22 protein-coding genes and 1 pseudogene are annotated in these 24902 nt (G+C 67.1%); 16 read left to right on the top strand and 7 right to left on the bottom strand.

Going from position 1 to position 24902, the window contains the following annotated elements; genetic code table 11:
• The first annotated feature begins 25 nt into the window (after positions 1-25).
• Positions 26-1114 carry an IS630 family transposase gene (locus tag ABZX12_RS26470; RefSeq protein ID WP_355697322.1) on the top strand — a complete coding sequence of 363 codons (1089 nt, stop codon included), beginning with the start codon at positions 26-28 and terminating at the stop codon, positions 1112-1114.
• 742 nt (positions 1115-1856) lie between these two features.
• The gene (locus tag ABZX12_RS26475; protein ID WP_355697324.1) at positions 1857-2351 is read left to right on the top strand and encodes a hypothetical protein; all 495 of its coding nucleotides are present in this window, start codon (positions 1857-1859) and stop codon (positions 2349-2351) included.
• A 139-nt stretch (positions 2352-2490) separates the two neighbouring features.
• Here ABZX12_RS26475 and ABZX12_RS26480 read toward each other — a convergent pair whose 3' ends face one another.
• Positions 2491-3393, bottom strand: a complete 903-nt coding sequence (locus tag ABZX12_RS26480; RefSeq protein WP_355697326.1) for an alpha/beta hydrolase — start codon at positions 3391-3393, stop codon at positions 2491-2493.
• Positions 3394-3469: 76 nt separating this feature from the next.
• Here ABZX12_RS26480 and ABZX12_RS26485 point away from each other — a divergent pair, with 76 nt between their 5' ends.
• The 3 genes from ABZX12_RS26485 to ABZX12_RS26495 all read left to right on the top strand — a co-directional run bounded on the left by ABZX12_RS26485 (position 3470) and on the right by ABZX12_RS26495 (position 7698).
• Positions 3470-3700, top strand: a complete 231-nt coding sequence (locus tag ABZX12_RS26485) for an enolase C-terminal domain-like protein (RefSeq protein ID WP_355697328.1) — start codon at positions 3470-3472, stop codon at positions 3698-3700.
• A 912-nt stretch (positions 3701-4612) separates the two neighbouring features.
• Positions 4613-5545 (top strand): Ig-like domain-containing protein, encoded by a 933-nt coding sequence (locus ABZX12_RS26490; protein ID WP_355697330.1) that lies wholly within the window; start codon positions 4613-4615, stop codon positions 5543-5545.
• Positions 5428-7698 (top strand): LamG-like jellyroll fold domain-containing protein, encoded by a 2271-nt coding sequence (locus tag ABZX12_RS26495; RefSeq protein WP_355697332.1) that lies wholly within the window; start codon positions 5428-5430, stop codon positions 7696-7698. Before ABZX12_RS26490 ends, ABZX12_RS26495 begins: the two co-directional genes overlap by 118 nt.
• A 143-nt stretch (positions 7699-7841) precedes the next feature.
• On the opposite strand, the gene ABZX12_RS26500 is transcribed toward ABZX12_RS26495, so the two are convergent.
• Positions 7842-8792: a winged helix-turn-helix domain-containing protein gene (locus ABZX12_RS26500; RefSeq protein WP_355697334.1), complete on the bottom strand. Its 951-nt coding sequence runs from the start codon at positions 8790-8792 to the stop codon at positions 7842-7844.
• Positions 8793-8896: 104 nt separating this feature from the next.
• Between ABZX12_RS26500 and ABZX12_RS26505 the strand changes: the two genes are divergently transcribed.
• Positions 8897-9208, top strand: coding sequence for a hypothetical protein (locus ABZX12_RS26505; RefSeq protein ID WP_355697336.1), 312 nt, complete (start codon positions 8897-8899; stop codon positions 9206-9208).
• Between the two features lie 4 nt (positions 9209-9212).
• On the opposite strand, the gene ABZX12_RS26510 is transcribed toward ABZX12_RS26505, so the two are convergent.
• Entirely contained in the window at positions 9213-10268 is a 1056-nt protein-coding gene (locus ABZX12_RS26510; RefSeq protein WP_355697338.1) for a M23 family peptidase, read from the bottom strand.
• 136 nt (positions 10269-10404) lie between these two features.
• On the opposite strand from ABZX12_RS26510, the gene ABZX12_RS26515 reads away from it, so the two are divergent.
• Positions 10405-11025: a hypothetical protein gene (locus ABZX12_RS26515; RefSeq protein WP_355697340.1), complete on the top strand. Its 621-nt coding sequence runs from the start codon at positions 10405-10407 to the stop codon at positions 11023-11025.
• Positions 11026-11151: 126 nt separating this feature from the next.
• On the opposite strand, the pseudogene ABZX12_RS26520 reads toward ABZX12_RS26515, so the two are convergent.
• Positions 11152-11328 (bottom strand): annotated as a pseudogene (locus ABZX12_RS26520) (phosphoribosylaminoimidazolesuccinocarboxamide synthase); the annotation flags it as partial.
• 268 nt (positions 11329-11596) lie between these two features.
• Here ABZX12_RS26520 and ABZX12_RS26525 point away from each other — a divergent pair.
• Positions 11597-12070 (top strand): SIMPL domain-containing protein, encoded by a 474-nt coding sequence (locus ABZX12_RS26525; protein WP_355697341.1) that lies wholly within the window; start codon positions 11597-11599, stop codon positions 12068-12070.
• Here ABZX12_RS26525 and ABZX12_RS26530 read toward each other — a convergent pair.
• Together ABZX12_RS26530 and ABZX12_RS26535 are read right to left on the bottom strand one after the other, a co-directional pair.
• The gene (locus ABZX12_RS26530) at positions 12057-12404 is read right to left on the bottom strand and encodes a TraR/DksA C4-type zinc finger protein (RefSeq protein ID WP_355697343.1); all 348 of its coding nucleotides are present in this window, start codon (positions 12402-12404) and stop codon (positions 12057-12059) included. The genes ABZX12_RS26525 and ABZX12_RS26530 overlap by 14 nt on opposite strands.
• Before the next feature lie 398 nt (positions 12405-12802).
• Positions 12803-13996, bottom strand: coding sequence for an MFS transporter (locus ABZX12_RS26535; protein WP_355697345.1), 1194 nt, complete (start codon positions 13994-13996; stop codon positions 12803-12805).
• Positions 13997-14222: 226 nt separating this feature from the next.
• On the opposite strand from ABZX12_RS26535, the gene ABZX12_RS26540 reads away from it, so the two are divergent.
• The 7 genes from ABZX12_RS26540 (at position 14223) to ABZX12_RS26570 (ending at position 22137) form a co-directional block, all read left to right on the top strand.
• The gene (locus tag ABZX12_RS26540) at positions 14223-15377 is read left to right on the top strand and encodes a crosslink repair DNA glycosylase YcaQ family protein (protein WP_355697347.1); all 1155 of its coding nucleotides are present in this window, start codon (positions 14223-14225) and stop codon (positions 15375-15377) included.
• 10 nt (positions 15378-15387) lie between these two features.
• Entirely contained in the window at positions 15388-16245 is an 858-nt protein-coding gene (locus tag ABZX12_RS26545; RefSeq protein WP_355697349.1) for an AAA family ATPase, read from the top strand.
• A gap of 114 nt (positions 16246-16359) precedes the next feature.
• The gene (locus ABZX12_RS26550) at positions 16360-17706 is read left to right on the top strand and encodes a radical SAM protein (protein ID WP_355697351.1); all 1347 of its coding nucleotides are present in this window, start codon (positions 16360-16362) and stop codon (positions 17704-17706) included.
• 434 nt (positions 17707-18140) lie between these two features.
• Positions 18141-18911: a hypothetical protein gene (locus ABZX12_RS26555; RefSeq protein ID WP_355697352.1), complete on the top strand. Its 771-nt coding sequence runs from the start codon at positions 18141-18143 to the stop codon at positions 18909-18911.
• On the top strand, positions 18908-19636 hold the full coding sequence (locus ABZX12_RS26560) for a YqcI/YcgG family protein (protein ID WP_355697354.1): 729 nt from the start codon (positions 18908-18910) through the stop codon (positions 19634-19636). The genes ABZX12_RS26555 and ABZX12_RS26560 overlap by 4 nt, the downstream gene beginning before the upstream one ends.
• An 81-nt stretch (positions 19637-19717) precedes the next feature.
• On the top strand, positions 19718-20923 hold the full coding sequence (locus ABZX12_RS26565) for an ATP-grasp domain-containing protein (RefSeq protein ID WP_355697356.1): 1206 nt from the start codon (positions 19718-19720) through the stop codon (positions 20921-20923).
• A complete protein-coding gene (locus ABZX12_RS26570) occupies positions 20920-22137 on the top strand; it encodes a hypothetical protein (protein WP_355697358.1) in 1218 nt (405 codons plus the stop codon). Before ABZX12_RS26565 ends, ABZX12_RS26570 begins: the two co-directional genes overlap by 4 nt.
• 19 nt (positions 22138-22156) lie before the next feature.
• Here the strand turns inward: ABZX12_RS26570 and ABZX12_RS26575 are convergent, their stop codons facing one another.
• Positions 22157-23404 carry an ROK family protein gene (locus ABZX12_RS26575; protein WP_355697360.1) on the bottom strand — a complete coding sequence of 416 codons (1248 nt, stop codon included), beginning with the start codon at positions 23402-23404 and terminating at the stop codon, positions 22157-22159.
• A 195-nt stretch (positions 23405-23599) separates the two neighbouring features.
• Here ABZX12_RS26575 and ABZX12_RS26580 point away from each other — a divergent pair, with 195 nt between their 5' ends.
• Positions 23600-24898, top strand: coding sequence for an extracellular solute-binding protein (locus ABZX12_RS26580; RefSeq protein ID WP_355697362.1), 1299 nt, complete (start codon positions 23600-23602; stop codon positions 24896-24898).
• Positions 24899-24902: the final 4 nt, after the last annotated feature.

The following is a 24902-nucleotide window of genomic DNA, read 5'->3' on the forward strand; positions in this document are numbered from 1 at the left end:
TGAAGGCTGGCGGTCAGAGGTGGTGATGGCTCGACAGCCTGAGGTGTTCGTGCGCGCGCTGGATCCCGACGAGGCGCAGCGGCTGGTCAAGATCACACGGACCACGAAGGACCGGGTTCGGCTGCGCCGGGCCGGGATCGTGCTGGCGTCGGTGCAGGGCCGGAGTGCGGCCGAGGCGGCGGGTATGTTCGCGATGAAGGCGCAGTACGCACGAGAGGTGATCCACGCGTTCAACGAACAGGGGTTCGCGGCACTGGACCCAAAATGGAGCGGGGGTCGGCCACCTAGGTTCGGACCCCCGGTTCGTGAAACAGTCTGCCGCGTCGCCAAGACCCCGCCGCAGCAACTCGGCCTGCCGTTCACTACGTGGAGTCTGTCGAAACTCGTCGAGTACCTCGCCGAGCACAAGAGCATCGCCATCAGCACCGAGACGGTCCGCAAGGTTCTGCGGGATGCGGGGATCAGGTGGCAGGCCACGAAGACGTGGAAGGCCAGCAAGGACCCTGACTTCACCGCGAAGATGGCCCGCATCCTCAACCTGTACGACGATCCACCCGCCGATGGACATGTCATCTGCGCCGACGAGTTCGGCCCGTTGAACCTCCAGCCCCGCCCGGGCCGGGGATGGTTCCCCACCGCTCGACCGGCCCGGCTGTGTGCCACCTACAACCGCAACGGCGGGGGGCGGCACATGTTCGCCGCACTCGATCTAGCTACCGGGCAGATGTTCTACCGATTCCGAGACCGCAAGCGGTGGCGGGAGTTCCTCGGCTTCCTCAAACAGCTCCGCGACCGCTTTCCTGCCGGCAAGTTGTATGTCGTGTGTGACAACTACGGCCCGCACAAGAAGGCCGAGGTCGTCGACTGGTGCAGCACCAACAGGGTCGAGTTGGTGTTCACTCCGAGCAACGCGTCGTGGTTGAACTGGATCGAGTGTGAGTTCACCGCGCTGCGCTACTTCACCCTCGACGGCAGCGACTACCCCAGCCACACCGCCCAGGAGACCGCGATCGCCGGCTACGTCCGCTGGCGCAACAAACACGCCCAGCCCAAACGACGCTTCGCCATCGACTCGAAAATCCGCCGACCCGATTACCTACCCAACGTTGCTTGATGAAGCACTAGCACCATGCGATATCTGTACGACCTCTAACGTCACCCGACCGGCAAGCTTAGGTCTCGCCATCGCCACGACCGGCCCCTGCCCCAGGAGACAGTCCGGTGTCGTCTCGCACTGTCCGAGCGATCAGCCGCGCGTAGCCATCTCGTGCAGTCCGCACTCGAGCGATTCTCGCTGAGCGAAGGTGCCAGCGACGGTCGACTGCAACTTGTCTCCGGCCGGCACCAGCTTGGAGGGGGAGACAGAACGTCAGCAGCCGCGACCATCCAACCAGTCGCATCGAGGAAGGCCCTTGCTTCAGCGACATCACAAAATCAGCCAGAAGGCGCAGCGCACCCCTTTACGCACCTTAAACAGCGCGAGAGGATGGTTGCCGATGATAACTTATGCGCAACAGGTAGCCCCGGATCCCGTTACCTGTAAGGGATTTCAAGCATCGTTGAGCAACGCTGATCATCCTCATCTGGAATTCAGCGGGTTCGGGGTTCGAGTCCCTGGCGGCGCACAACAGCCCAGGTCACGCAAGTGTCCTGGGCTTTTTCATGTCCGGTGCACACCACTTACGCACCACTTTCCCGATTCGCCGCGCCGAACTAGGCCGCCGGCTCTCCGTCCAGACCTTCATCTGATCGTGACTGTGCGTCACATCACATCAGTTCGCATCGTTGCCGACTTCGCGGGTTCTGCCCCCGGCCGACGTTGAGCCTCCAACCACCCCATCGGTTGGAGGCATGACATGGCAAGACCACCGCTGCCGATCGGAACCTGGGGCGAAATCTCGACGTGGGCCGTGCGGACCGACGCCAAGGGCAAAGCCGTCAAGCACAAGGCGCAGGCCAGTTTCCGCGATCACGACGGCCACCTCAACTGGCCCCAAACCAGAGTCGAACTCATCGAAACCGGCCGCATCACAGTCGACCACCAACTCGTCCAAACCCTCGTCGCCACCTACGGCATCGACCTCGACCACCGCCACGCCCTCCGCACCCAGGTCCACGACGCCACCCAGCCCGCCGAATCCGACAAGCTCGCCTGGATCCGCTCCCACGCCCTCCGCAAAACCACCGCCACCGCGCTCGGCCAAGCCGGCCACACCGCCCGCCAAATCGCCGACCAACTAGGCCAAGCCAAAGTCTCCATCACCCAAGACATCTACCTGGGCCGCCTATCCGCCAACCCCGCCGCCGCCCAAGCGCTAGAACGCGTGTTTGACGAGCCCGAGATGCCGTGAACCGCCTACGTGGCCCAATCCCACGCCGAGAACCACCACATCTTCACCGAGGATCCGCCGTGTCGCTCTCTGCGCCCCCGATCCTCGTGCGCGCCGGCGGCAGTGCAGGGAGCACAGGTCGACCCGGGGCGAGGGACTTCTACTCGGCCAGCCGATCAGAGGAACCGTGACCGTGTCTGTTCGGTGGCTGGATGCGGTCGAGGAAGTCACGGACCAGCGGGAGGACCTCACCGAGGTGGGTCTCCAGTAGCCAGTGTCCGCCGTCGAACAGGTGCAGCTCGGCGTTGGGGTGGTCGCGGTGGTAGGCGTGGGCCGAGTTCTCGGGCATGTAGCCGTCGTGTCGTCCCCACACGATCAGCGTCGGGGGCTGGTGCTCGCGGAGATAGGCCTGCTGGCGTTCGAACCAACGCAGCGTCTTGGGCTGATCCTCGAGTAGTCGAACCAGGTTCGCGATCCGCTCCGGCGTGCCCATCAGCGACCAATGCAAAGTCCAGAGATCCGGCGGGACTCGATCGGCCACGTGCTGGGGCAGGCCTCCGGCGAACTCGTCGCGGAAGCCGTCAAGGCTGACGTGAGCGGCGATTCCGCGCCGCGAGTCCGGTCCGGGGTTGGCCCAGAGTTCGCGCAGTCCGTCGTACTTGGGTCCGAACGCGTCTTCGTAGATGTCGCCGTTCTGGATGATCAGGCCGGCGACCCTGTCTGGTGCGTTCATCGCGAGTCGCAGTCCGAACTGCGAGCCGTAGTCGTGCAGCCAGATCGCGTAGCTTTCCAGCTCGAGTCTTTCGACGAAGTGGGACAGGAACTCGGCGTAGTCGTCGAAGGTATAACCGAATTCCGCAGGGTCGGGGGTAGCGCTGTAGCCGAATCCCGGCAGGTCGGGAGCGATGACCCGCCACCGGTCGCTCAGGGCGGTGAGCAGGTGCCAGTAGACGAACGACGAGCCCGGATAGCCGTGCGGCAGCAGCAGGATGGGTGCGTCGTCCGGGCCGGACTGTCGGTAGAAGGTCTCGATTCCGGCAACCTCGGTCGTCAGGTGTCTCATCATTCCTCGGTCCCCTTCCTTGCCATTTAAATGAGTCTCGAAGCAGAACCGTGACCGTATTCGGAACCACCAGTGGGTGGCGAATCAGGCCAGCGACGTACTCCGCGTCGGGGTGCCGACGTGCGGGGGCATCGCCACGGCCATGAAGACCCTCGCATTCGCCGAAGCTTTCGGAATGGAGTGCGAACTGCACGGGTCCGGGTCTGGCAGCCTGGCGCCGGCCCGGCAAGATAGCTCCTGCGTCGAGGTTTGCGGCTGGGGAACACAGAATGTGCCGGCACGCATCAGGAGGTGGGGGGCGTTCTGAGTAGCAGCGCGACCACCGCCGTGCATCGTGCCTCGGTGAGACGTCCACCGGGGCACGGTTTAGTCCGGCCGGGGAGTAACTACCTCACTACGAGCGACTCGCCGCACACCGCCTGGTCAGCGGTGAACGCCGACCTGTAGCAGGGAGTCTGCGTCGTACTCCACGGTTGTGACGTCGGCCCTACTCCGGATTGCAAGGGCCGCGAGATGGCCCGTCTGCCCGGCAAGTTCGTACAGGGTGATCCCCTTTCGGTCCAGTACCTGAAGAAGTCCTCGGTAGACGTCAGCCGACGCTGCTCCGTCGGAGCCAGGACCAACCGGGCCATGCTCTCGAGCTCGACGGCGCGGAGTTCCTCGTCGTCGAGCCGACAGTCGCGACGGCGACACCGATGAGGTCACCCGACTTTGTGAGACCGACACCTCCCAGCCAGGACCAGGCCCGGCTGCCCGGACCTTGCCGTGCGGCTGGTCGCAGTCGGGACAGGTTCGATCGAGCTCGACGCCACCCGGGGCGCAGTGCAGTTCGCGGGCCAGGGTCAATCGCGTCACGGCGACGCCCAGTTGGAAGCGCAGCCGGTCGTCCCGCGTCCGGTAGGCGGCCGCCCGGATCTGCTCCGGCGGCGCCAGCAGTCCGGCGGTTGCGGCGTCGAGGGACTCCGTCTCCTGCGAGAGCCGTACCCACCGTACGTCGACGGCGGGCGCATTCATGCGCCTCGCTGTAGCGGCGGCCGACCCCGGACTCCTTGCCGTGGGTGTCGGATGAGGTCACACTCGCGGTGGGGATGTTCACCGCTGGGGGCGTGGACTGCGCGTGTGGGGGGTGGGTGCAATGGCTCGTTTTCGAGACCGGTTCGGTCGTTCGGCCAAAGCGTTGGGGATTCTACTGACGCTTGCCCTGGCCGCGGTGGGTCTGGTGGCGACATCGAGCCCGGCTGTCGCGGCCACACCGGCCCATGTCCAAAGCCGGGCGAAGGAAGTCACCACCGGCACGGTCAACAGCCTGGCGTTCTCGGCCGCCAACACGGGCGGGAACCTGATCGTTGTCTACCTGATCTGGAACACGAGCGCGTCGGTCACGATGTCCGACACCAGAGGCAACGCATACGCCGCCGTCGCACCGGTGACGCGCTGGAACAACAACAGCTCGAGTTCGCAGGTGTTCTACGCCAAGAACATCGGAGCCGGCGCGAACACCGTGCGGGCCACGTTCTCGGCCGCGATCACCGCGTGGGCGGACATGTACATCCACGAGTACTCGGGCTTGGACAAGGCCAACCCGCTCGACGTGTCGTCGGCCGCGGTCGGTACGACCTCCGCGATGAACAGCGGGACGGCTACGACTACCAACGCGTCGGATCTGATCTTCGGTGCCGGCGCATCCGCCGGTACCGTGACCGCGGTCGGTGCCGGCTTCATTTGCCGGCGTAGCAACTTCGGCAACCGTACCGAGGACAAGGTCGTCAGTACGGCAGGACCGTACAACGCCACGGCCGCCCAGAACGGCGCCTCCTGGGTCATGCACATGGCGGCCTCCAAGAGCGACTCCACTCCCGCCGACACCACACCGCCGACGGTCGCCGTCACGTCACCGGCCAATCTGGCCACGGTCAACGACATCGTCACGGTGTCAGCCGATGCCGCCGACAACGATCGCGTCGCGGGTGTGCAGTTCTTCGTCGACGGTACGGCGTCCGGGTCCGAGGACACGGCATCGCCGTACGCATTGACGTGGGACAGCCGGACGGTCGGCAACGGCGCGCACACCCTCACGGCCCGGGCCCGCGATGCGTCCGGCAACACGACGACGTCGGCGGTGGTGAACGTCCACGTCACCAACACGAACTAGTTCCAGAACGAGATCCTCGCGACCGGATTCGACCTGCCGACGACGTTCGAGTTCCTGCCCGACGGGCGCATGCTGGTTGCCGAGCTCCAGGGCAAGATCAAGGTGCTGCCGCCGCCGTACACGACGCCGAGTGCGACGCTGTTCCTTCCGGGCCGAACGTCGACACGATCTGGGCCCGCGGCCTGCGCAACCCGTTCCGGGCCTACTACGACCCGCCGACCGGCCGACTGTTCATCGGCGATGTCGGCGGCAACGATCCGGCCACCTCGAAGGAAGAGATCGAGCTCGGTGCACGCGGCGCCGACTACGGCTGGCCCGCCACCGAAGGTCCCTGCCCGGCACCCTGCACGAGCCCGCTGCTGTGGTACCCGCACGCAGGCCGCGACGCCGCAGTCACCGGCGGCTTCGTCTACCACGGCACCGCGTTCCCACCGGCGTACCGTGGTGCCTACTTCTACGCCGACTACGCGCAGAACTGGATCCGCGGCCTCACCCTGGACGCGAACGGCGCGGTCTCCGGGACCTTCAACTTCGAGCCCGCCGACGGCTCGGTCGACGGACCGTACGGCGACATCGTCTACCTGGCCGAGGGACCCGACGGCGCCTTGTACTACGCGGACCTGGGCTACTCCGACGAGAGCGGCCAGTTCGGCGTGAGCAAGATCCGCCGGATCAAATACGTGCAGAACAACCAGGTACCGGTCGTCAACGCCGCGGCCACGCCGACGTCAGGTCCGACGCCGCTGGACGTGTCGTTCTCCAGTGCAGGCTCGTCCGATCCCGAGGGCCAACCGCTCACCTACTCGTGGGACTTCGGCGACGGTGCGAGCTCGACCGAGGCCAATCCGACGCACACCTACACGACCGCGGGGGCGTATCAGGTCCGGCTGACCGTCTCCGACGGGGTGAACAGCTCGCTCTCGACACCCGTCGCCATCAGCGCCGGAAGCGTCCCGACGGCAACTGTCCTCTCGCCCGCCGACGGCGCCCGGTTCCGGGCCGGGGACGTGATCACGTACGGCGGCCAAGGCACCGACCCCGACGACGGCACGCTGCCCGCGAGCGCCTTCACCTGGAACATCGACTTCCTGCACGACGGCCACGTCCACCCTGGTACGCCGATCACCGGCGTGACCGGCGGAACCTTCACCATCCCCACGAGCGGACACGACTTCACCGGAAACACCCGGTACCGCATCACCTTGACGGTTCGCGACTCGACCGGTCTGACCTCGACGCAGTCGGTCGTCATCTGGCCGGAGAAGGTGAACCTGAGCTTCGACACGATACCGACAGGGCGCACGCTCTACCTCGACGGCATCGCGCGTACGACGCCCTTCGTCGCCGACACGCTGGTCGGCTACAACCACACCGTCGAGGCCCGCAACCAGACCAGCGGCAACACGTCGTACACGTTCGCGTCGTGGTCCGACGGCGGCGGGCAGCAACACACGATCACCGTGCCCGCTACCGCACAGACCTACGTGGCGACCTACACCGCGACCCAGCTGCCGACCGGGCTGGTCGGCGCGTGGGGCTTCAACGAGACGTCAGGTACGACGGTCAACGACTCGTCCGGCAGTGGGAACAACGGGACAATGTCCGGCGCGGGCGTCACCAGGTCCACGGCCGGCAAGTACGGCGGCGCCATGTCCTTCAACGGCTCAGCCGGCAACGTGACCGTGCCGAACGCCGCCTCGCTCAGCCTCAGCTCCAGCTACACGCTCGAGGCCTGGGTCAACCCGACCGCGCTGAACAACTACCAGACGATCCTGATCAAGGAGGTGACCGGCGGCTGCGGCTACTGGCTGCACACGACCGGCAACCAGATCGCCAGCGGGTTCGCCAACGGCGGATGCCGGGAGTTCGTCAGCACGACGCCGACTGTTCCGCTCAACCAGTGGTCACACGTCGCAGCGGTCTTCAACGACACCGCGAACACCTACACGCTCTACCTGAACGGCACAGCGATCCTGACCGCGACGCAGACCCTCGCACCCGTCTCGAACACACAGGCACTGGTGTTCGGCCAGTCCGCCTGCACCAGCTGCGGCGGCGAACGCTGGCGCGGCCTGATCGACGACATTCGCATCTACAACCGGCCGCTGAGCACCGCCGAGATCCAGACCGACATGACAACCGCCATCCCCTGACCTCCCAGCATGGGTGAAGCCTCGGATCGATGCTCAAACTCGATCATCCGCATCCTTGCCAACTTCACCGCCCGCCGAGACCTGCGCCTCCGCCTCCGAGGGCGAGCTCGAGCGCTGCGGCGCGCGCCGTGGTTGCGCTCTGGTCAGGGGAGGTCGACGAGTTGGTCTCCGAGGGGAGTGCGTTCGTAGATGACGGTGCGGCCGCTGCGCCGGGCGCGGACGAGGCCTTTCGCGGCCATCGTGCGTAAGGCCTGGTTCGCGGCCGATGGGGACACGCCGAACCTGGCAGCCAGGGCAGTGGTCGTCTGACCGTTGCCGAGAGCGCGGAGGTAGCGCTGGCGGTGCTCGCTGAGGAGGCCGGCCGGGACCGAGGCGGTGGCGGCATCGCCCCACATCGACTGCTGGTTGGCGGCTCGGTACATCACCATCGGGTCCGAGTCCCCGAGCGGCGTCGAACTGCTCAACGTGAACAGGCGCGGCGTGAGGAACAGCGGCCGGCCGCGGGTGTGGAGGACGAGGTCGTCGTGACCGTTCCCCAGGATGTGCGCCGTGACCGACGTCGCGTCCGCGTGCACGCCGGGGCCGCAGCCGTTCAGGGTGGCGATCACGCCGTCCGCGGCCAATGACCGGGTCCGGCGCGCGACATCGGCGTCGAGCGTCGCCCGCATCCGCGGCCAGTGCGGCCGGAACGCCACGTGCCAGTACGTCGCGAGCGCGTCCGCCAGCCGGTGACCGAAGGATCGCCCGGCCGATCCGAGCCGGCGCGGGATCCCGCCGACCGCGAACTCGATGTCGGATCCCAGCGTCCGGAGATCCTGGTCCCGCAGGTAGGCGAGTTGCGCCTCGATGGTCAGCGGTACCCCGAGGCGGGGGTTGAACAGGTCCGGCGTGTCGAAGTTCGGCCCGATCAGTCCGCTCAGCACGTCGATCGGCAGTTGGTCGCGGACCCGGCACACCGCGGCGTACCAGGGGGCCTGGAGCGGATAGGCGCTCGGCGCCCGGAGCGCGCGCAGCGAGTTGCCGAGCTCGGTGAGCGGCGAGACGGCGAAGCGCACCAGTCCGTAGTCTCCCGGCTCCAGCTGGTAGCGCGCCATCGCTGATTCTAAGCACGATCGAAACCGAACGTGCCCGAAGATCGTCCGATGGCCATGGAGTACGAACAGGACCGCTTGGAGCGTGGCTCGTCGACAGTGTCCTGGTGAACGGTACGGCGATCGCGCTCGGCGCCCTGTACTACGTCCGCGCGACCGACCCGAACAAGGGCGCCGGGGCGGGAGTGATCGCGATCGCGCTGATCGTCGTCCTGCCACTGCTCTACGGCTGGCTCTACGCCGACGGCCGCGGAATCGGCGCGCTGCTGACCGGTACTCGCCTGGTCCGGGTCAAGGACGGCAGCCGGGTCGGACTCGCCAAGGCCGGCTGGGCGATGCTGATCCGCACCCTGCTCATGCCACTCGCCTTCTGGGCCGCGGTCGGCGGCAGCGGCGGCTGCCAGGACGAGCGTCCGTGATGGTTCAGCTGGTGCGGTTGTAGATCGCGGTGCCCGGGCAGGCGGTGTAGCCGAGGCGGGTCGCGCAGCCCGTGTACTGGCTGGAACCGTTCCACCAGGTCCAGCCGCCGATCGTGCGGCCGTTCAGCCACGTGTAGGTGCCGTTGTAGTTGGCGTCGTACGTCCGCAGGCTCCAATGCACGTGATCACCTGACGCGTATCCGCCGGCGCAGACGTCCCGGCCGATGGTGCCGAGCAGGGCACTCGTACCGACCGGGGTCGCGTTGTAGTAGGTGGCGTTGTACATGTGGTAGTAGTCCGTCGAGAAGCCGTTCGGGTGGATCACCCGCGTCCAGCCGCCGCCGGCACCGCACATCGACGTCGCCGTACCGTCTCGCGAGGAGCGCACCCGGCCGCTGGCGTTGCCGCCGGAGAAGTCCAGGCTGCTCCAGTACCCGGTCGCGCCGTCGCTGGCGTGCGGCCCGCCGGTGAGCGTCATGTAGTAGTCCGGCATCCACGGCAGCAACAACCCACCGGTGTTCGCCGTCGTCGTCATGGTGGTCGCAGCTTGGTGGTTCGCGTACGCCGTCATCGTGCGACGCTCGGCCGCGCCGACGAGCGGGGACGACGCGACGTACTCGGCGAACTCGCTGTCGCCCTCGATCCCGGCGACCCAGCTGCCGCCTGTGTAGCGGGCGATGTACAGCCAGCCTTCCGGCGTGGCCTCCGCGGTGGCGGGCGCCTCGATGTACGCGACGCCGCGAGCCCAGCCCGGTGCCGCCGACCGGACGTCGACGACGACCTTCCGGCCCTGGGCGGCAAACTTGCCTAGAGCAACGGATGGTGCGAGGCCGCGTCCGTCGTGGGTCCTGCCGAGCGCATCGGCTGCTACCGCGTCGACCAGCGACTGCCGGGAGGCACCGAGAGGAGCGGCGACCGCGGCGGGCACCTTGGCGGTGACACCGGTGAGAGTGGGCTTCCCGACGTCGTCGGGTGTCGCGAGGGCGACCGGCGCGGTGACGACGACGCTCGCTGCGGCGGCCACGACGACGGCGATTCTCAGGGACAGTTTCGAGGGCATGGGCGGTGACCCTTCTGGTCGAACTATCGAGTGCCGCGAGTGTGACAGCACACACCAGCTATCGCGGCATGTTGAAGCCAAACCCTTCATCCCACTGAGCGCGGCCGGCGAGCACAGCTTCGCCACCGTCGCAGTGATGAAGGCTGAGCCTTCACGGTGCGACGTGGTGCGCGACCATGTCGTATCGTCGCGCGTCGTGGCACCGTCGGCGTACCCTCCGCGCCCCTGGCAGCTTCCGCCGGCGGCGGAGCAGTTGCTCGGCGAGTTCCGTCTTACCGGATCGTTCGAACTGCGGACGTCTCGCAAGGCGATCGCCGCGATCGTGGCCTGTGCGGTGCCGTTCGTCGCGATGATCGGCTACTTCTTCACCAGTCCGAACCCGACCATGCCGATCGCGGTCGGTGCCGTGTTCGGGGCGCCGCTGCTCGGCGTCGCGCTCTGGATCGCGTGGCTGCTGGTCCCCACGGTGTGGGTGGTCGTGGACGGCGACGGGTTGGTTGTCCGGGGCAACCGGGTGACGTGGGACGAGATCTCCGAGTTCCGCGTCGGCGTCGTGCAGAGCCGCGCGACGTACACCTTCGTCGCTGTCGAGCGAACCGGCCCGGACGGGCACCCGGTGCGCCCGGTAGATCTCCCGCTTCTGCTCAGCCCCGACGCGGCCACGGTCAAGGCTGCTCTCGACGTCCTGCTCACCGAGCGGCACGACAACGCGCGAGGCATCCCCGGGAGGATCCAGCGATGGCCCAACCACCCGTGACACGGACAGCGCCGTACGACGACCGGCCACTCAGGTCGCGGATCAGGTCGGGGCAGGTGTCGGCGTTTCGCCGTGCGGTCCGGCGGGGCGAGTCAGGCAGGTACTTCGACATCGGCAACTATCTCACTAGCACCGGAGCGCGCGCCGACTCCGAGTACAACAAGCTCGACCTCTCGCAGTACGTCGCCGTCCGGCTGCGGACCCGGATGCCGGACTCCACGCCTGCGACATTCTCACGCCGGACGCGGGGTAGAACCGGCTGGAGTCCGGGGTGTGGATCTCGTCGGCGACCAGGATGAGGCCCTTCTCAGCTCTCGATGAGCCACCACATCTTCACCGAGACCCCGATGCGGTTCGCCTCACGGTCAGGCGCCAGCCGCACAGGCTCTGGATGGTCATCAAATCTCTGTAGCCGGTGGCACACTGCCGAGATGGACGCAGGGATAACAGTTGTGGGGTCGGGGCAGGCCAGTGCGCCGCCCGATGTGTTGCAGATGTCGTTGGCGGTCGGATACCAGGCCGGCAACGTGGCGACCCTGTCGCCGAGGTGGCCGAGCGTACCGACGCTGTGATGGCAGCTTTGCGGGCCGAAGGTGTGGACACGTCGGCGATCAGGACGACCGAAGTCGAGGTCTCCCAGCACTACCGGGAGCCGGGGCGGCCGCAGATGTACGGCGCGGCGCATCTGCTGACCGTGACGAGCCGGGACCTGCTCGGCTTCGGGCGGTTGCTCAACGTGGCTGTGGAGGCGGCCGGAAGCAGTCTCGACCTGCACGCCGTCCGGTTCGACGTCGGCGACAAATCCGCGCTGTTGACGAAGGCTCGGGCACTGGCCTTTCGGCAGGCGCAGGAGAAGGCCGAGGAGTTGGCCGAACTGGCCGGGCGCGACCTCGGCGCGGTCACCGGGATCTCGGAGACCTACAGCCACCACGGCTTCCATGAGCAGGCTCTGAACGCCCAGGCCGGGTTCGAGTCCGAAATTCACATTACGCCCGGAGACACCAAACTCGAGGTCTCACTCGAGGTTCACTTCACGTGGTCCTGAGCTGGGCACAGGTGATGCAGGTGCGAGCTGCGGGTCTGACTTGAAGGCGGGCGAGCGGGATGGGTTGGGTGCAGTTCTCGCAAGTGCCGTAGGTGCCGACTGAGAGTCGGTCGAACGCGGCCTCGATTTCCGCCAGCTGCTGCTGGACCTGTTGCACAAGCGATGTGACCTGGGACCTCTCGAAGGCGATCGTCGCACCCTCAGGGTCGTGTTCGTCGTCGGCGTTGGAGTCTCGTGACGCGGCGACCACCTCGTGAAAGTCACCCGTAAGGCTCGCAAGCCGTTGGAGCGCTTCTCGTCGTTGCGCCTCCAGCAGATCGCGAGCTTCCTCCACTTGTCCATCGTGGCACGGCGTGTGGTCGTCAGGCGCCTGCCTAGGCGACGGCCGGCCGGCAGGTTGCCCAGCCGTGCCGCGGCGGCCTCGTCCTGCTGGTCGAGCTTGCGGCGGTAGAAGTCGTACGCCGCCTGCTTGCTCATGCCAGAAGCGGTACCCACCTGGCTCCAGCTGGAGCCTTCCTCTCGCCCCGGTCACCCGGGGCGGCTTGGGCCGAGGGAAACAGAGGCTTCAACTGAAACGTCGTGAGCTGGCCGCATCCGGTGCCGGCAGCCATGCCCTGGCCCGCGAGGGCCTCCCGTCGCTCGGCTTCGCGCCGGAGCGCGCGGCGCGCCCGTCGACGCGACCGTCCTACGGCCGATCCTTGTCTACCGCCTCGGTCGAGCTCCACGGCCGGATCAACTGCTGGATCCCCCGTTGGCTCGACCGACTCTTCCCGCCGGTCGAGGCAGCTGTCCCGTGGCCGCTCCACGGCCGATGACCAGCACGAAAACGGACCAGACGAGCAGGGACAAGGCCTCCAGGACGATGGCCGGGGCCCAGAACGGGACGTGCAGTGCTTCGCTGGCCGCGTACACCATTCCGGACAGTGGGATCGCGCCCGCGATGAACATCCGGATGACACTGTTGACCCGGCCGGCCACCTCCGACGGGATCACGTCCTGGCGAAAGGTGATCGAGGCGACGTTGCTCAGGCCGGCCGCGAACTCGACGACGCCGAAGCACAGCACCTGGAGCCAGACCGACGGCGCGCCGGTCAGCACGAAGAACGCGGCCCCGAGGAGCAGTTGGCAGACGAGGATCCGGATCGGTGCCGACCAACGCCGCGGCAGGCGGTATCCCAGCCGCGACCCGAGCGCACCGACCAGCAGGCTGCCGGCGAGCACGACAGAGATCACCGTCGGATCGACATCACGATCGCCGAACAGCGTGACGAGCACCGAGGCCAACGACCCGATCGCCAGGTTCGACAGCGCCATCGTTCCCACCAGGAAAGCCAGGTCACGCTGCTTCAGCCAGGTGAAGCCGACCAGCAAGTCAGCGATCAGAGTCTGCGGCTCGGCCTCGACCGGCAGGCGAGGGAGCAGGTAGCCGACCGCGGCGGCGAGCAGATAGCAGGCGGCGACCACTCCGAGCGCGAACTTCTGCCCTGCACCGCCGAGGCTCACACCGCCGACGAGAAAGCCTGCCAGCTTGGCCAGGTCGACAGCGAATGCGAGTTTCGAAACCGCCTCCGGCCGGTTTTCTTTGGCGACCAGTGCCGGGACCAGGACGAATTGCCCGGAAATTGAGCTGGCCACACCGCCCAATCCGGACAGGAAGACCGCCAGCGAAAGAACGACCGTGTTGTGCGTCGAGAGCGATACGACGGCAGCGCACCCGAACTGCAGCATCATCGCCGCGACATACAGGGTACGCCGGTCATAGCGATCGATCAGCGCGCCGATCAGCGGAGAAACCGCGTAGGCGACACCGCGGAGCGAAATCGCGACGATCGACCAGGCCACCGAGCCGGTGTTTTGCAGAACCGCCAGCGGGACGACCAGCAGCAGACCGTAGTCCGCGAGCTTCGCGAGCACCGACGAACCCACCAGCAGTCGAAAGTTCCGACGTTCCTCGGATTGATCGGCGGGTCTCACGATCCCCGGACTCCTCGAGCTTCGGCAGCGGACGGACCGCCAACCTTAAACGCTTCAGGCCGGAACGTCACGACATGAACCGCGCACCGAAATGCGACACGCTCACATCCCGACGGCATCGCCGACCGTGCGCTATCGTCCGCTCGTTCACGCCAATCCCCCAACAGATCGGTGAGGTATGCCGTCATCCCGCCATCTCCAACTGACGGCCGGCCAGGAACGCCAGTGGACGCTGTCGCGCCACGGGTTCGGCGGACAAGGCGCGACCGATCTCGAACAGGCGGCCACCCAGCACATGGGGCTCCACGCCGCCCGGCTGCTGACGCCGTTCGTGACCCTGCACGCGCGGAACGAGTCGTTCGTTCCCGAGCACCTCCAGCAGGCGCTGGCACCCCAGGGGCACCTCGTCAAGCTCCGCTGCATGCGGCGCACCCTGCACATCCTGACGCCGGAGGACGCGGTCGTCGCCCACGTCGCAACGCTTCCTCAACGGCGGGGCGCGTACCTGGCCGAGCTTCGGCGGCGTGGCCTGTCCACGGCGGCTTGGAAGCGCCACCGGGACACGGTGCTCGAGGTACTGGCAGTCAGCCCGACGGAGTACCGCGCGCTCGTCGCGGCCGTGTCCGGGGCGTACCGCGTCCGCGGCGGCAGCAAGGTGGCGAAGGAACTGGCTGTCCTGGCCGTCAAGTCGTTGTGGGAGGACGGCGCACTCTCCGCGTTCAACGAATCGACCTCCATGCACCACGAGGTGAAGGTTTTCCTGCGCGCCGAACATCATCGCCCGGATACCGAACTCGTCAATCCGTCCCTTTCGTACCAGGACGCGATTCGACGCTTGATCCTTCGATACTTCGAGTGTTACGGTCCCGCAACCTTTCGTGATTTCGTCTGGTGGAGCGGGGTGAGAATGTCGGACGCGAGAGCAGCGCTGGATGCATGTTTGCCACTATTGACATCGGCAAAGCTTGATTCTCACGATTCCATCATGTATTTGCGCGCGGACGACGAAGACGCCCTGCGTCGAACACCCGAAATCTCCCCGACGCACACAGCTTTGACGGCTTACGAAGATCCGAGTCTCAAGGGGTATCACGAGTCGCGCCGGCGTTATGTCGCGGACGATGCGTACGATTCGCTTTTCAATTCGATCGGCGAAGCCCGCGGCTCTGTGCTGGTCGGCGGCTCGACCGCAGCGATCTGGACGTGGGACCGCAGGCACGGCCGCGTCGATGTCGACGTCGTCAGGCAGCTGCCCAAGCGCTCGCGCGACGCCATCGCCGATGTGACCGCCGGCGCCGAGCAATTCCTCCGACTGCACGCCGTAGAAAGGTGACCGCTTCTTCATGACCGCGACGACGTCTGGCTTCACGATCCTGAGTGCGGCGGCTGGTTCCGGCAAGTCCGGCCTGTCAGTCGGCTTTGCGCGGATCCTGCGCTCCCGCGGGTTGGAGGTGCAGGCGTTCAAGCCGGTCAGCGTGGTCAACCTCGCCGATGTGGCCTGCCCGGAGCCCGACCTCTGGCGGCGCGGCGCGTTCTACAACTGCAACGCGGCCGACCAGCCGGTCTCCTGGTGGAACGCACCGGTCGTGGTGGTGCCCGCCGCAGACGAGCAGGCCGGTGAGATCTTCGTCGGCGGCTCACCTGTCGGTGAGGTGCCGATCGCCAGCGCCGACCAGATCGACTTCTCCGCCGTCCCGGCCACGCTGCGGAAGCAGGCTGTGGAGGCGATCGAGCTGGGGTTCCGGGAGTGCACCAGGCACAGCGACGTCGTCCTCCAGGAGGGCGCGGGCGGAACCGGTGCCATCGCCCCGGAGGACGATCTGGCGAACTTCTTCGCCTGCCGCGTTTCGCAGCTCCCCGCCGTACTCGTTGCGAAGGCCGGCAAGGTTGGACAGGCACCTGCTCTGGTGGGCGCGCACCACATCGCACGCGCCACCGGCCTGCCGGTCACCGGGTTCATCCTCAATCAGGTCCTCCGCGAGGAGCAGCTGCCCGAGATACGCCATCGCGTCGAGAGTTCGACCGGCCTCGCCTTCTTCGGGTCGATGCCGAACGTCGGGTTCCCGGAGGGCTTCGACGGGTCGCTGGCAGCTCAACGCGCACTCGATGACCACTGGGGTGAGCTGCTGCTGGCCACCGGTACGGGACAACGAGTGCTGCACCGCTTCGGCATCGGCCGCGAGGTGAGCGAAGCCGTCTGACCGAGTGCTGAAGCACGACAACACCCGAGCGATCGAGGCTGGTGTCCGCCAACGCCTGCCTGATCACGGGATCGCTCGGTACGTGCAAACGACGAGACAATGGGGTGAGGCGTCATGGCGAGAGTTGTGCTCGTGTATCCGGAGGTCTACGACCTGGCACGGTTCAAGGAGAAGCGCAAGGAGTTCCCACCGTTCGGGGTCCTCTACCTCGCCGCGGTCGCGGAGCTCGAAGGACACGAGGTGACCATCGAGAAGGTCTCCCCGTCCCACACCCGGCTCGACTTCGCCGGCGCGGATCTGGTCGCGTTCTCGGTGCCGTCATCGGCCACTTACGGGATCGCCAAGGAAGCTCGCTTCAACAGCACGTACGACGGCGACCCGATCATCGCGGTCGGCGGTGTACATCCGAACTTCTACCCGGAACAGACCGTCGTCGACTTCGCGGCCGACGTCGTGGGCGTCGGCGAAGGCGAGGACACCTTCCTGGACCTTCTCGCCGTCCGGGATCGCAGGCGACTCGTCGACGTGCCCGGGCTGATCGTGAACACCAAGGACGGTTTGGTCAGAACGGCGATGCGGCCGATGATCAAGGACATCGACCATCTCCCGTTGCCCGCGCGGCATCTGCTCGACGTCGACGACCTGGTGATGGCCGACCGGCTGTCCAACACCGACCTGCAGATGGCACACATCATGCTGAGCCGTGGCTGCCCGTTCCCGTGCCGCTTCTGTGCGGCCGCGCAGACCCGGATGCAGTACCGGTCCGGAGCGAGCGCCCGCCACGAGCTGATCCATCTCAAGGAGACGTACGGCGTCGAAGGGTTCGCCGTCGTCGACGACAACTTCATCGTCAACAAGCGCAAGGTCGCCGACGTCTGCGAGTCGATCAAGGACCTGTCGCTGACCTGGTCCGCGCTGTCCCGGGTCGACACCGTCGACGAGCCGCTGCTGCATTCGATGCGTGGCTCCGGCTGCATCGAGATCAAGTTCGGCATGGAGTCGGGCAGCGAACGCATGCTCAAGGCGATGGGCAAACGGATCAAGCAGGACCAGATCAGGAACGCCGTCCGGACCGCCCACGAGGCCGGCATCAACGTCAAGCTCTTCCTCATCCACGGTTACCCCGGTGAGAACCGTGAGTCGACCCACGAAACGATGCGCATGCTCGAGGAGCTCGCTCCCATGGTGACCCGGGTCGCGCTGTTCAGGTTCGTGCCGCTCCCCGGAACGTACGTCTACAACAATCCTCTCGAGTTCGGCCTGCGCGGGACCGACAAGGCACCCGACTGGAACGGTGACTGGGGCAAATACCACATCCACCACAACGACGACCACTGGTGGGGCACGGACGCCGAGTTCACCGAACTGACGTCGTCCTACGCGGAACTGCGGTCGCTCGTCGACGCGACCTGGCCCGAGCGATTCGATGCCCCAGCCTCGACAGCGACGGTCGGCGCATGACCTCCGAGCCGCAAGGAAGGCACCGAGTGGCAGCCCACGACCTGGAGCCCGGCGTCTACCTGGTGCTGTCCGACCCACAGCACCAGTTCCCTACAGTCTCGCGCCCGTCCCAGCCCTTCGTCGTACTGCGACTCGAGGTCGACGACTCCACAGCGACGACGGGAAAATCCGTCCAACTCGACTCGTCGCGCCCGATCGCAACGGCCGCGTGGGCTCTCCGAGGCGGCCAGGTGTCCACAGCCGCGGACGGTGTGCGGGTGCCGGTCTGGAGCGGAGCGGGTCTGCACCCTGAGCTCCTGTCGCTGCTCGGAGCGTCTCGTACTGTCGTTCGAGATGCGCCCCTCGTGCCCGTGCCCCTCCTTCTGCTCGATCTGCGGCCCGGATGCTGCAGCTACTTTGCCTGCACACGGATCCGGCGGTCAGGGTCGAGCTGGGTGCGCCTGGGCGAGCATGAGGGCGCAGCACTCGTGGAGATCGTGCAGCCCGGGCTCGAACTGCTGGCCGAGGTACGGCGGGAGATCTCGAGCGAGATGCACCAGTTCACGAACTTTCACAAGGACATCGAGATCGAGGTGAAGCTCACCGTCGCGACCGAGACATCGCCCGCGGCGATCGCCGACCACTTCGTCGGTCTGGTCGAGCGCAACGGCCTGCCGGGGTTCGTGTCCGATCTCGGGAACGAGATGCAGCGCTGGGAGTACAACCAGACAACCTTCGAGATCCTGTCTCCTGATCATGAGACGGGCTACATGGGATTCGTGCGTCAGCCCGACGGGACGTACGTGATCCGGCACAAGACGTTCCCCCGCGACACGCTGCGCCGCCGCGAGGTGTTCCACCACGGGGTGCGGTCCGGCCCCGAGGAGTTCGAGACCTACTTGGCCAAGGCCTTTCCCGCGCTGCGGTTCCGGCGGCTGCCGGAACTCTCCCGGAGCCGCTTCGACGTGAACCTCGAGTCGACGGCCACGGGGCATTTCTTCGGTATCGAAACGGACGAGGTCGTGGCCGACGGCCAGGTGATGCGCCAGGTCGAGATGGAGTACCACAAGTCCCGCCGGATTCCCTGTGTGAGCCCCGACGACATCGAGTCCGAGTTGTTCCGGCTGCAGGACCTCGTACTCGCGGAGCTGAAGTCGATCGGTATCGAGGCGGATGCAGGATACCGGTCCAAGCTGACGTTCCTCCGAGACATCGTCGACCGATGACGTCCGCCGACACCAGCTGGCTCCCTTGGGACCGCATCGCACAACTCCCGGCCGCCGATCGGCGCCGGACGCTGGTCGCGCAGTTCTGCGAGACGATCTCGGCACCCGGCTTTCCGTGCTTCTTCGCCCGGCAGGCCCTGACCAGCGAACAGATCGTCTTCGCGTATGCGGCCGGGTCCTCCGATCACGTGCTGAACGACTGTACGCTCGCACTCCGGCGCCTGGCGGCACGCATCCGCCACGCGCCGGAGCTGACCGGCGTACTCCTGGTCGACGTCGACGACTGCCGGACCATTGACGAGGACGAAGCGTTCGCCGGCAAGCTGCTCAGGCACCTGATCGCGGCGAGCGCGACGCGATGGCCGAGCGACGCTCCGCGGGACCCGTCCGATCCACACTGGACGCTCTGGATCGACGGCGTGGGATTCTTCCTCAACATCAGCACGCCCCGGCACACGCGACGTCGTAGCCGGAACGTTGGCGATGCCATCGCCGTCATCGCGCAGGCCCGCGCGACCTTCGACGCCCCGGCTCCCAGCGATCCGCGGGTCCGGGGCAACATCCGCCGGCGAATCAGGGAATACGATTCCGTGCCGGTGCACGGTGCGCTCGGCCGGTACGGCAGCCCGGGTACCCGTGAGATCGACCAGTACTTTCTGGGAGACGGGGACAGCTGTGCCGGATCGAGAGCCGCACACGCCGAGTCTGAAAGCGCTCAGCGATGAGGTGGAGCACGGCGAGCTGGCGCACACGCTCCTCATCGCCGGAAGGCTCGACATCGATATCGAACAGGAGCTCAGACTAAAGTGGCTATCCCGGGTCCGCAGCTGAGGTCAGCGCTCGTCGTCGTCGGTCCTTCCGCGGGCATCGCGCGCGCCGCGGTGCGGGGATCCGAGTCAGTCATCCTCGTGGGCCCGAACGTCGGACGGCTCACTGGTCACCTTCGGCCGCAGGTCGACGAACTGTTCAGCTGCGACTACTCCGACGAGGCGACGCTGCACGCCTTGGCGGACGTCTGGACGAAGGCCGGCGACCGGATCAGCGGTGTCGTCTCGTTGACCGAGGAAGGCCTGATGCCCGCGGCGAAGCTCGCCGCCCATCTGGGTGTTCCTGGGCTTCGGACGACGGCCGTCCACGCGACCCGGGACAAGCTGCGGATGCGGTCCATCCTGGCCGCCGAGTGCCCCCACCTGACTGTCCGAGCGGTCGCTGCGAACGAGGTCGACCAAGCACTCGAGCTCCTGTCCGAAGTCGGCACCGTCGTACTCAAACCCGCCGACGGGACAGCCAGCCGCGACGTTCAACTGCTGTCGAGTCCGGCTGAGCTCCTGGCGGCCGCCGACGGCCTGAAAGGCTTCATCGTCGAGGAGTACGTCAGCGGCGTAGAGGTCAGCATCGAGTCGCTGAGCTCGAACGGCCGGCACGACATTGTCGCGATTGCCGAGAAGCGCGTCTCGGACAACTTCGTGGAGCTCGCACATCTGATGCCGCCGGTCTCCTTGAGTGCCGATCAGGTCGGGTCAGTCCACGGTGCCGTCTACGAAGCGCTGACCGCACTGGGCATTACCGATGGTCCGGCTCACACCGAGGTCATGGTCGGCGCCGGCGGAGTGAGTGTCATCGAGTCGCACACCCGCCCCGGCGGTGACGGCATCGCCGACCTGGTCGAGCTGACCACCGGGATCGACTGGCGCCTGGCCTGTACGACGTGGCCGCTGGGCGATCGGCTGCCCGATCCCGTGCCCACTGCTGCTGCCGCAGCTGTTGTGTTCTTCACCGCGCCGCCGGGGGTCGTGCGGGAGATCCGCTCGGAGCCACCTGTGCTTCCCGGAGTCGAGTTCGAGGGCTGGTTCGTCGATGTCGCACCGGGTGACGCCGTCGGTCCGCTGCGGAGCTCGAAAGATCGCCTCGGAGCCGCCCGCCTGACTGCCGGCTCCACGGACGCCTGCGTGGCCGCCGTCGACGCATTGCTCGCCATGGACGTCGCCGTGACCGACGGGCGGCCGTCATGACGGTGTTGATGCTCAACCGGCACACGTTGTCGTGGGCCGCAGGTGCGGACGGCGAGTACATCCCGCGGCCGCCCGGCGCTCGGTGTCTGATCACCAGGACGTTCGGCGGCGGCCTGAACGGTTTCGATCCGGCGGCCTTTCCGGACGTGACGGTCTGCGACATGCTCGATCCCACGAGGCTCGAGGCGATCGTCGCCTGGGCCGCAGCCACCCGTTCCGCCGAGTACATCGTGGCGTTGCACGAGAAAGATCTCCTGCTGGCTGCTCGGGTACGTGCTCGGCACGGGCTTCCCGGGCCGACGGAGGCGGAGACGTGGCCGTTCCGGGACAAGGTCGCGATGAAGGACCGGCTCCGGGCAGCGGGATACTCGCGCATCCCGCAGTACATCGATTCGAGCGCATTCACCACCGTCGGTCAGCTGCCCTGGCGCGGAACGCAACTCGTCGTCAAGGCCCGCCGCGGACTCGGTGCATCAGAGGTACGGATAGTGCCGTGGAGCACCTCGGCCGTCCTCGCCGCGCACTCCGAGCTGCGCCTCGCCGCGGCGGACTGCGAGATCGAGGAGTACGTCGACGCTCCGATGTTCCATTGCGACAGCGTCGTCGAGGGCGGACGGATCACGTTCGCGTCTGCCTCACGCTATTTGCGCAATCCGGGCAGCTTCAGCACGTCCGATCACCTGGGCAACGTCACGCTGCGCCCAAACGATCCGCCTCGAGCCGAGCTGCTCGAGCACAACGCGAAGGTGATCGCCGCGCTGGGTCTGCGGAACGGGGTAACCCATATCGAGTTCTTCGCCAACGAGGAGCTTGGTGTCGTGTTCTGCGAGGCAGCAGCCCGCCCCGGAGGTGGCGGGATCGACGAGTGCGTCCGCCGTACGACGGGCGTCAACCTCGTCCGCGCCGCCGTACGGCTGCAGGCCGGCGAGACAGCACTCGACGCTCCGCCTGTCGCTCGGCCCGAGACAGTTTGTGGAGTGATCGGGCTGCTGTCCGACGAGTACCCGCCGAGCCTGGAGGACGAGCTCCGACGCCGTGTCCCGGGACTGGTGAGCTACACCGCCACCCCCGCCGCTCTGCCCGGCGGAATCCGCCACGCGACCGACTATCGCCACCGCGTGGTGATCACCGCCACTTCACAGGAAGAGTTCGACCACTACCGCGCCACCACCCTCGCCACCCACCAAGAACTCGTGCCGGCCGCGGTGACGTAGCTACTTGGCTGGCCAACGCTCATCCGGCCTCCTCGGCGGTCCGGCCGCGGGCGAAGGGGTTCGAGAACAGCGTCTCCTCGAAATCGGTGAGGGCCAGACGGATCGCTCCCATGGCGGCCGCGCTCTCGCCGAGGGGTGAGACGACGACGCGCGGTTCGAACATGCAGACTCGGGCGAGTCTGGAGCGGATCGCGTCGGCCGCGATGTCGCCGGCGACGACAACGCCGCCGCCGACGACCACCACCTCGGGATCGACAGTGATCACGAGCCCTTCGGTGGCCGCGGCGAACTCGTCCGCGAAGTCGACGACCGCCCGGCGGGCGTCGGTCTCTCCTCGCTGTGCCGCCTCGAAGACCGTCAGCGGATCGATCCCGAGCATTTCGTCACGCGGCAGCGTGTCGACTCCGACCCCGGTGAAGCTCACGAGCTTGCGGTACGCGTCGACCAGCTGACGGCCGGACTCCGGCGGAATCTCCCCCGCGGCGCCGTGATGCCCCAGTGGCGAGACACCGTCGATGAGGTACGACGAACCGATGCGCCGCCCCACGTGGAGATAGACGGCGCTGCTGCAGCCCGCAGCCGCGCCGGCCCAGTACTCGGCGAGGACGGCGGCGCGCATGTCGTTCGCGACACGGACGGGGACGGGGAGGAACGCACCCAGCAGCTCGCCGATGCTGTGCCCCTCCATCTGCGGGATGGTGGAGCGCACCACCTGGCCGTCGGCGCGGGCTATGCCGACGGTCGCGGCGGCCGCGGCGAGGATCTGTGCAGGGTCCCGATCGGCCAGGCGCAGTGCTTCCGTGATCGCCGTGCGTGCAGCAGCGCTGCGCTCCGCCGCGCTCGCGCCATCGGCCACGGGATAGTCCGCACGCCCGATCACGCGTCCCGCCAGGTCCGCGACGAGCGCCCGCACCGAGTGCCGGGCGAGATCGACCCCGACCACACAGCCGGCCTGGGAGTCGAACGCTATCGTCCGCGCGGGACGGCCGGCCGAACGACGGCCGGGCGTCGCCGGTCTCGGCGCCGCAGCAGCCAGCCACCCCTGCTCGACCAGTGCGTCCACCACATCCTCGGCGGTCGGACGCGAGATGCCGACAGCCTGCGCGATCTCGGTAACCGTGTACCGGTCGGCCGCCGTGACCTCGCCGGCGCCGGCCGCGCCGCTCGCCTGCGCGGCGTAGAGCAGCCGCAGCACGGCGGCGACGTTCAGCTTACGCAACGCGGACGGGTCTCCCGCGTGCCCGGCACCGACACCCTTCACCGACATACACAATCTCATTTCTGAATGGCTTGGACGCTCACGATCAGCCCAAGAATAGAGGAAAGAGCGAAGGGTTGACAGCACCTCGGCCCGTTGCCAGACTACTTCAACCGCCCATTATGAAACTTTTTTGGATAACCATCGCGCAACGTGTCGCGTCGGCGGGCACGCCGCAACCACCACTCAAGAAATGAGACATCCGTGCGTACACAACGGCGTAGAACGCGGTACCTGGTCCTGGGCACCCTTGCCGCGGCCCTCGCGCTCACCGGCTGCACGGCCGGTGCGCCCGCCTCGTCCGATTCCGGCGACGACGTCACTTTGACCTTCCTCGTCTCGGAGTCCCCGAACCTGACCCCGCAGTACTGGGACGCCGCGATCGCCCGGGCGTCGAAGGCGGTTCCCGGCGTCACGATCAAGAAAGTCGTCGGCGAGAACACCCCGGCGTACGCACAGCAGCTGTTCGCGTCGGGTCAGGCGCCCGACCTCTTCGCCGCCGGTATCGCGAACGGCCTTGCGCAGCAGGGCAAACTCGCCGAGTACAGCCGCGACGAACTGACGGCCGCCGGCATCACCGACTTCACCTCCGGCACCATCAACGGCAAGTTCTACGGCATCCCCACCGGCGCACAGGCGATTCCGCTCGTCTACTACAACAAGGACCTGTTCAAGAAGGCAGGCATCAGCGCCCCGCCGAAGACCTACGCCGAACTGCTCGACGACTGCGCGAAGCTGAAGGCTGCCGGTATCTCCCCGTTCGAGATCGGCGGTGGCGGCAAGGACACCTGGGCGACGTCGTTCGCGCTGAACGCCACCGTCTCAGCCGACGTCCAGGTCGCCGATCCGGCATGGTTCCTCAAGCGCGAGAAGGACGAGGTGAAGTTCAGCGACCCGGAGTTCGTCGGCGCCGCGGCGAAGGTCGCGAAGATCGTGAAGGACGGGTTCGCCGATCCGAACGGCATGACCCGGACCTACGCCGACCTCGAGCAGGCGTTCCTCGCCGGCAAGGCGGCGATGTATCCGATGGGATCGTGGTTCACCGCCGCGGCGGACGGCAAGAAGCTGACCAACATCGGCGTGTTCGGCTGGCCCGGCGACGACGGCAAGCCGGCCTACCCGGTCGTCACGGGGGCGGGCATGAACGTGAACGCAGGTTCGAAGAACGTCGATCTCGCCAAGAAGTGGGCACTGGCGTTCGCGACCGACAAGGAGAATCTCGACGCGTCCGTGATCACCGACGGCGCGATCGTGACGGTGAAGGACTACACGATCCCCGCCGGTGTGGGCGCGCTCTACAAGGAGATGGCGGCCGGCTACGACGCGGCCGTCGCCGAGAAGGCGACCGTCCCGGCCTGGGGCAACATCACCGGCGACGGCGCGCTCCCGCCGGGCTTCAACGACAAGCTGATCGCGGCCGGCGTCGACCTTCTGACGGGCAAGACCACGCCGGAGAAGTTCGCGAAGTACCTCGACGAGCAGTACACCGCCGCACAGAAATAGGCGA

This window comes from Kribbella sp. NPDC003505, assembly GCF_040610875.1.
Taxonomy (GTDB): Bacteria; Actinomycetota; Actinomycetes; order Propionibacteriales; family Kribbellaceae; genus Kribbella.

Bases quoted from the DNA above. Each gene is read 5' to 3' on its own strand.
- ABZX12_RS26470 (WP_355697322.1), top strand. From the start codon at position 26: ATGGCTCGACAGCCTGAGGTGTTCGTGCGCGCGCTGGATCCCGACGAG.
- ABZX12_RS26475 (WP_355697324.1), top strand. From the start codon at position 1,857: ATGGCAAGACCACCGCTGCCGATCGGAACCTGGGGCGAAATCTCGACG.
- ABZX12_RS26480 (WP_355697326.1), bottom strand. From the start codon at position 3,393: ATGAGACACCTGACGACCGAGGTTGCCGGAATCGAGACCTTCTACCGA.
- ABZX12_RS26500 (WP_355697334.1), bottom strand. From the start codon at position 8,792: ATGGCGCGCTACCAGCTGGAGCCGGGAGACTACGGACTGGTGCGCTTC.
- ABZX12_RS26510 (WP_355697338.1), bottom strand. From the start codon at position 10,268: ATGCCCTCGAAACTGTCCCTGAGAATCGCCGTCGTCGTGGCCGCCGCA.
- ABZX12_RS26515 (WP_355697340.1), top strand. From the start codon at position 10,405: ATGAAGGCTGAGCCTTCACGGTGCGACGTGGTGCGCGACCATGTCGTA.
- ABZX12_RS26525 (WP_355697341.1), top strand. From the start codon at position 11,597: ATGGCAGCTTTGCGGGCCGAAGGTGTGGACACGTCGGCGATCAGGACG.
- ABZX12_RS26540 (WP_355697347.1), top strand. From the start codon at position 14,223: ATGCCGTCATCCCGCCATCTCCAACTGACGGCCGGCCAGGAACGCCAG.
- ABZX12_RS26545 (WP_355697349.1), top strand. From the start codon at position 15,388: ATGACCGCGACGACGTCTGGCTTCACGATCCTGAGTGCGGCGGCTGGT.
- ABZX12_RS26550 (WP_355697351.1), top strand. From the start codon at position 16,360: ATGGCGAGAGTTGTGCTCGTGTATCCGGAGGTCTACGACCTGGCACGG.
- ABZX12_RS26560 (WP_355697354.1), top strand. From the start codon at position 18,908: ATGACGTCCGCCGACACCAGCTGGCTCCCTTGGGACCGCATCGCACAA.
- ABZX12_RS26570 (WP_355697358.1), top strand. From the start codon at position 20,920: ATGACGGTGTTGATGCTCAACCGGCACACGTTGTCGTGGGCCGCAGGT.
- ABZX12_RS26575 (WP_355697360.1), bottom strand. From the start codon at position 23,404: ATGTCGGTGAAGGGTGTCGGTGCCGGGCACGCGGGAGACCCGTCCGCG.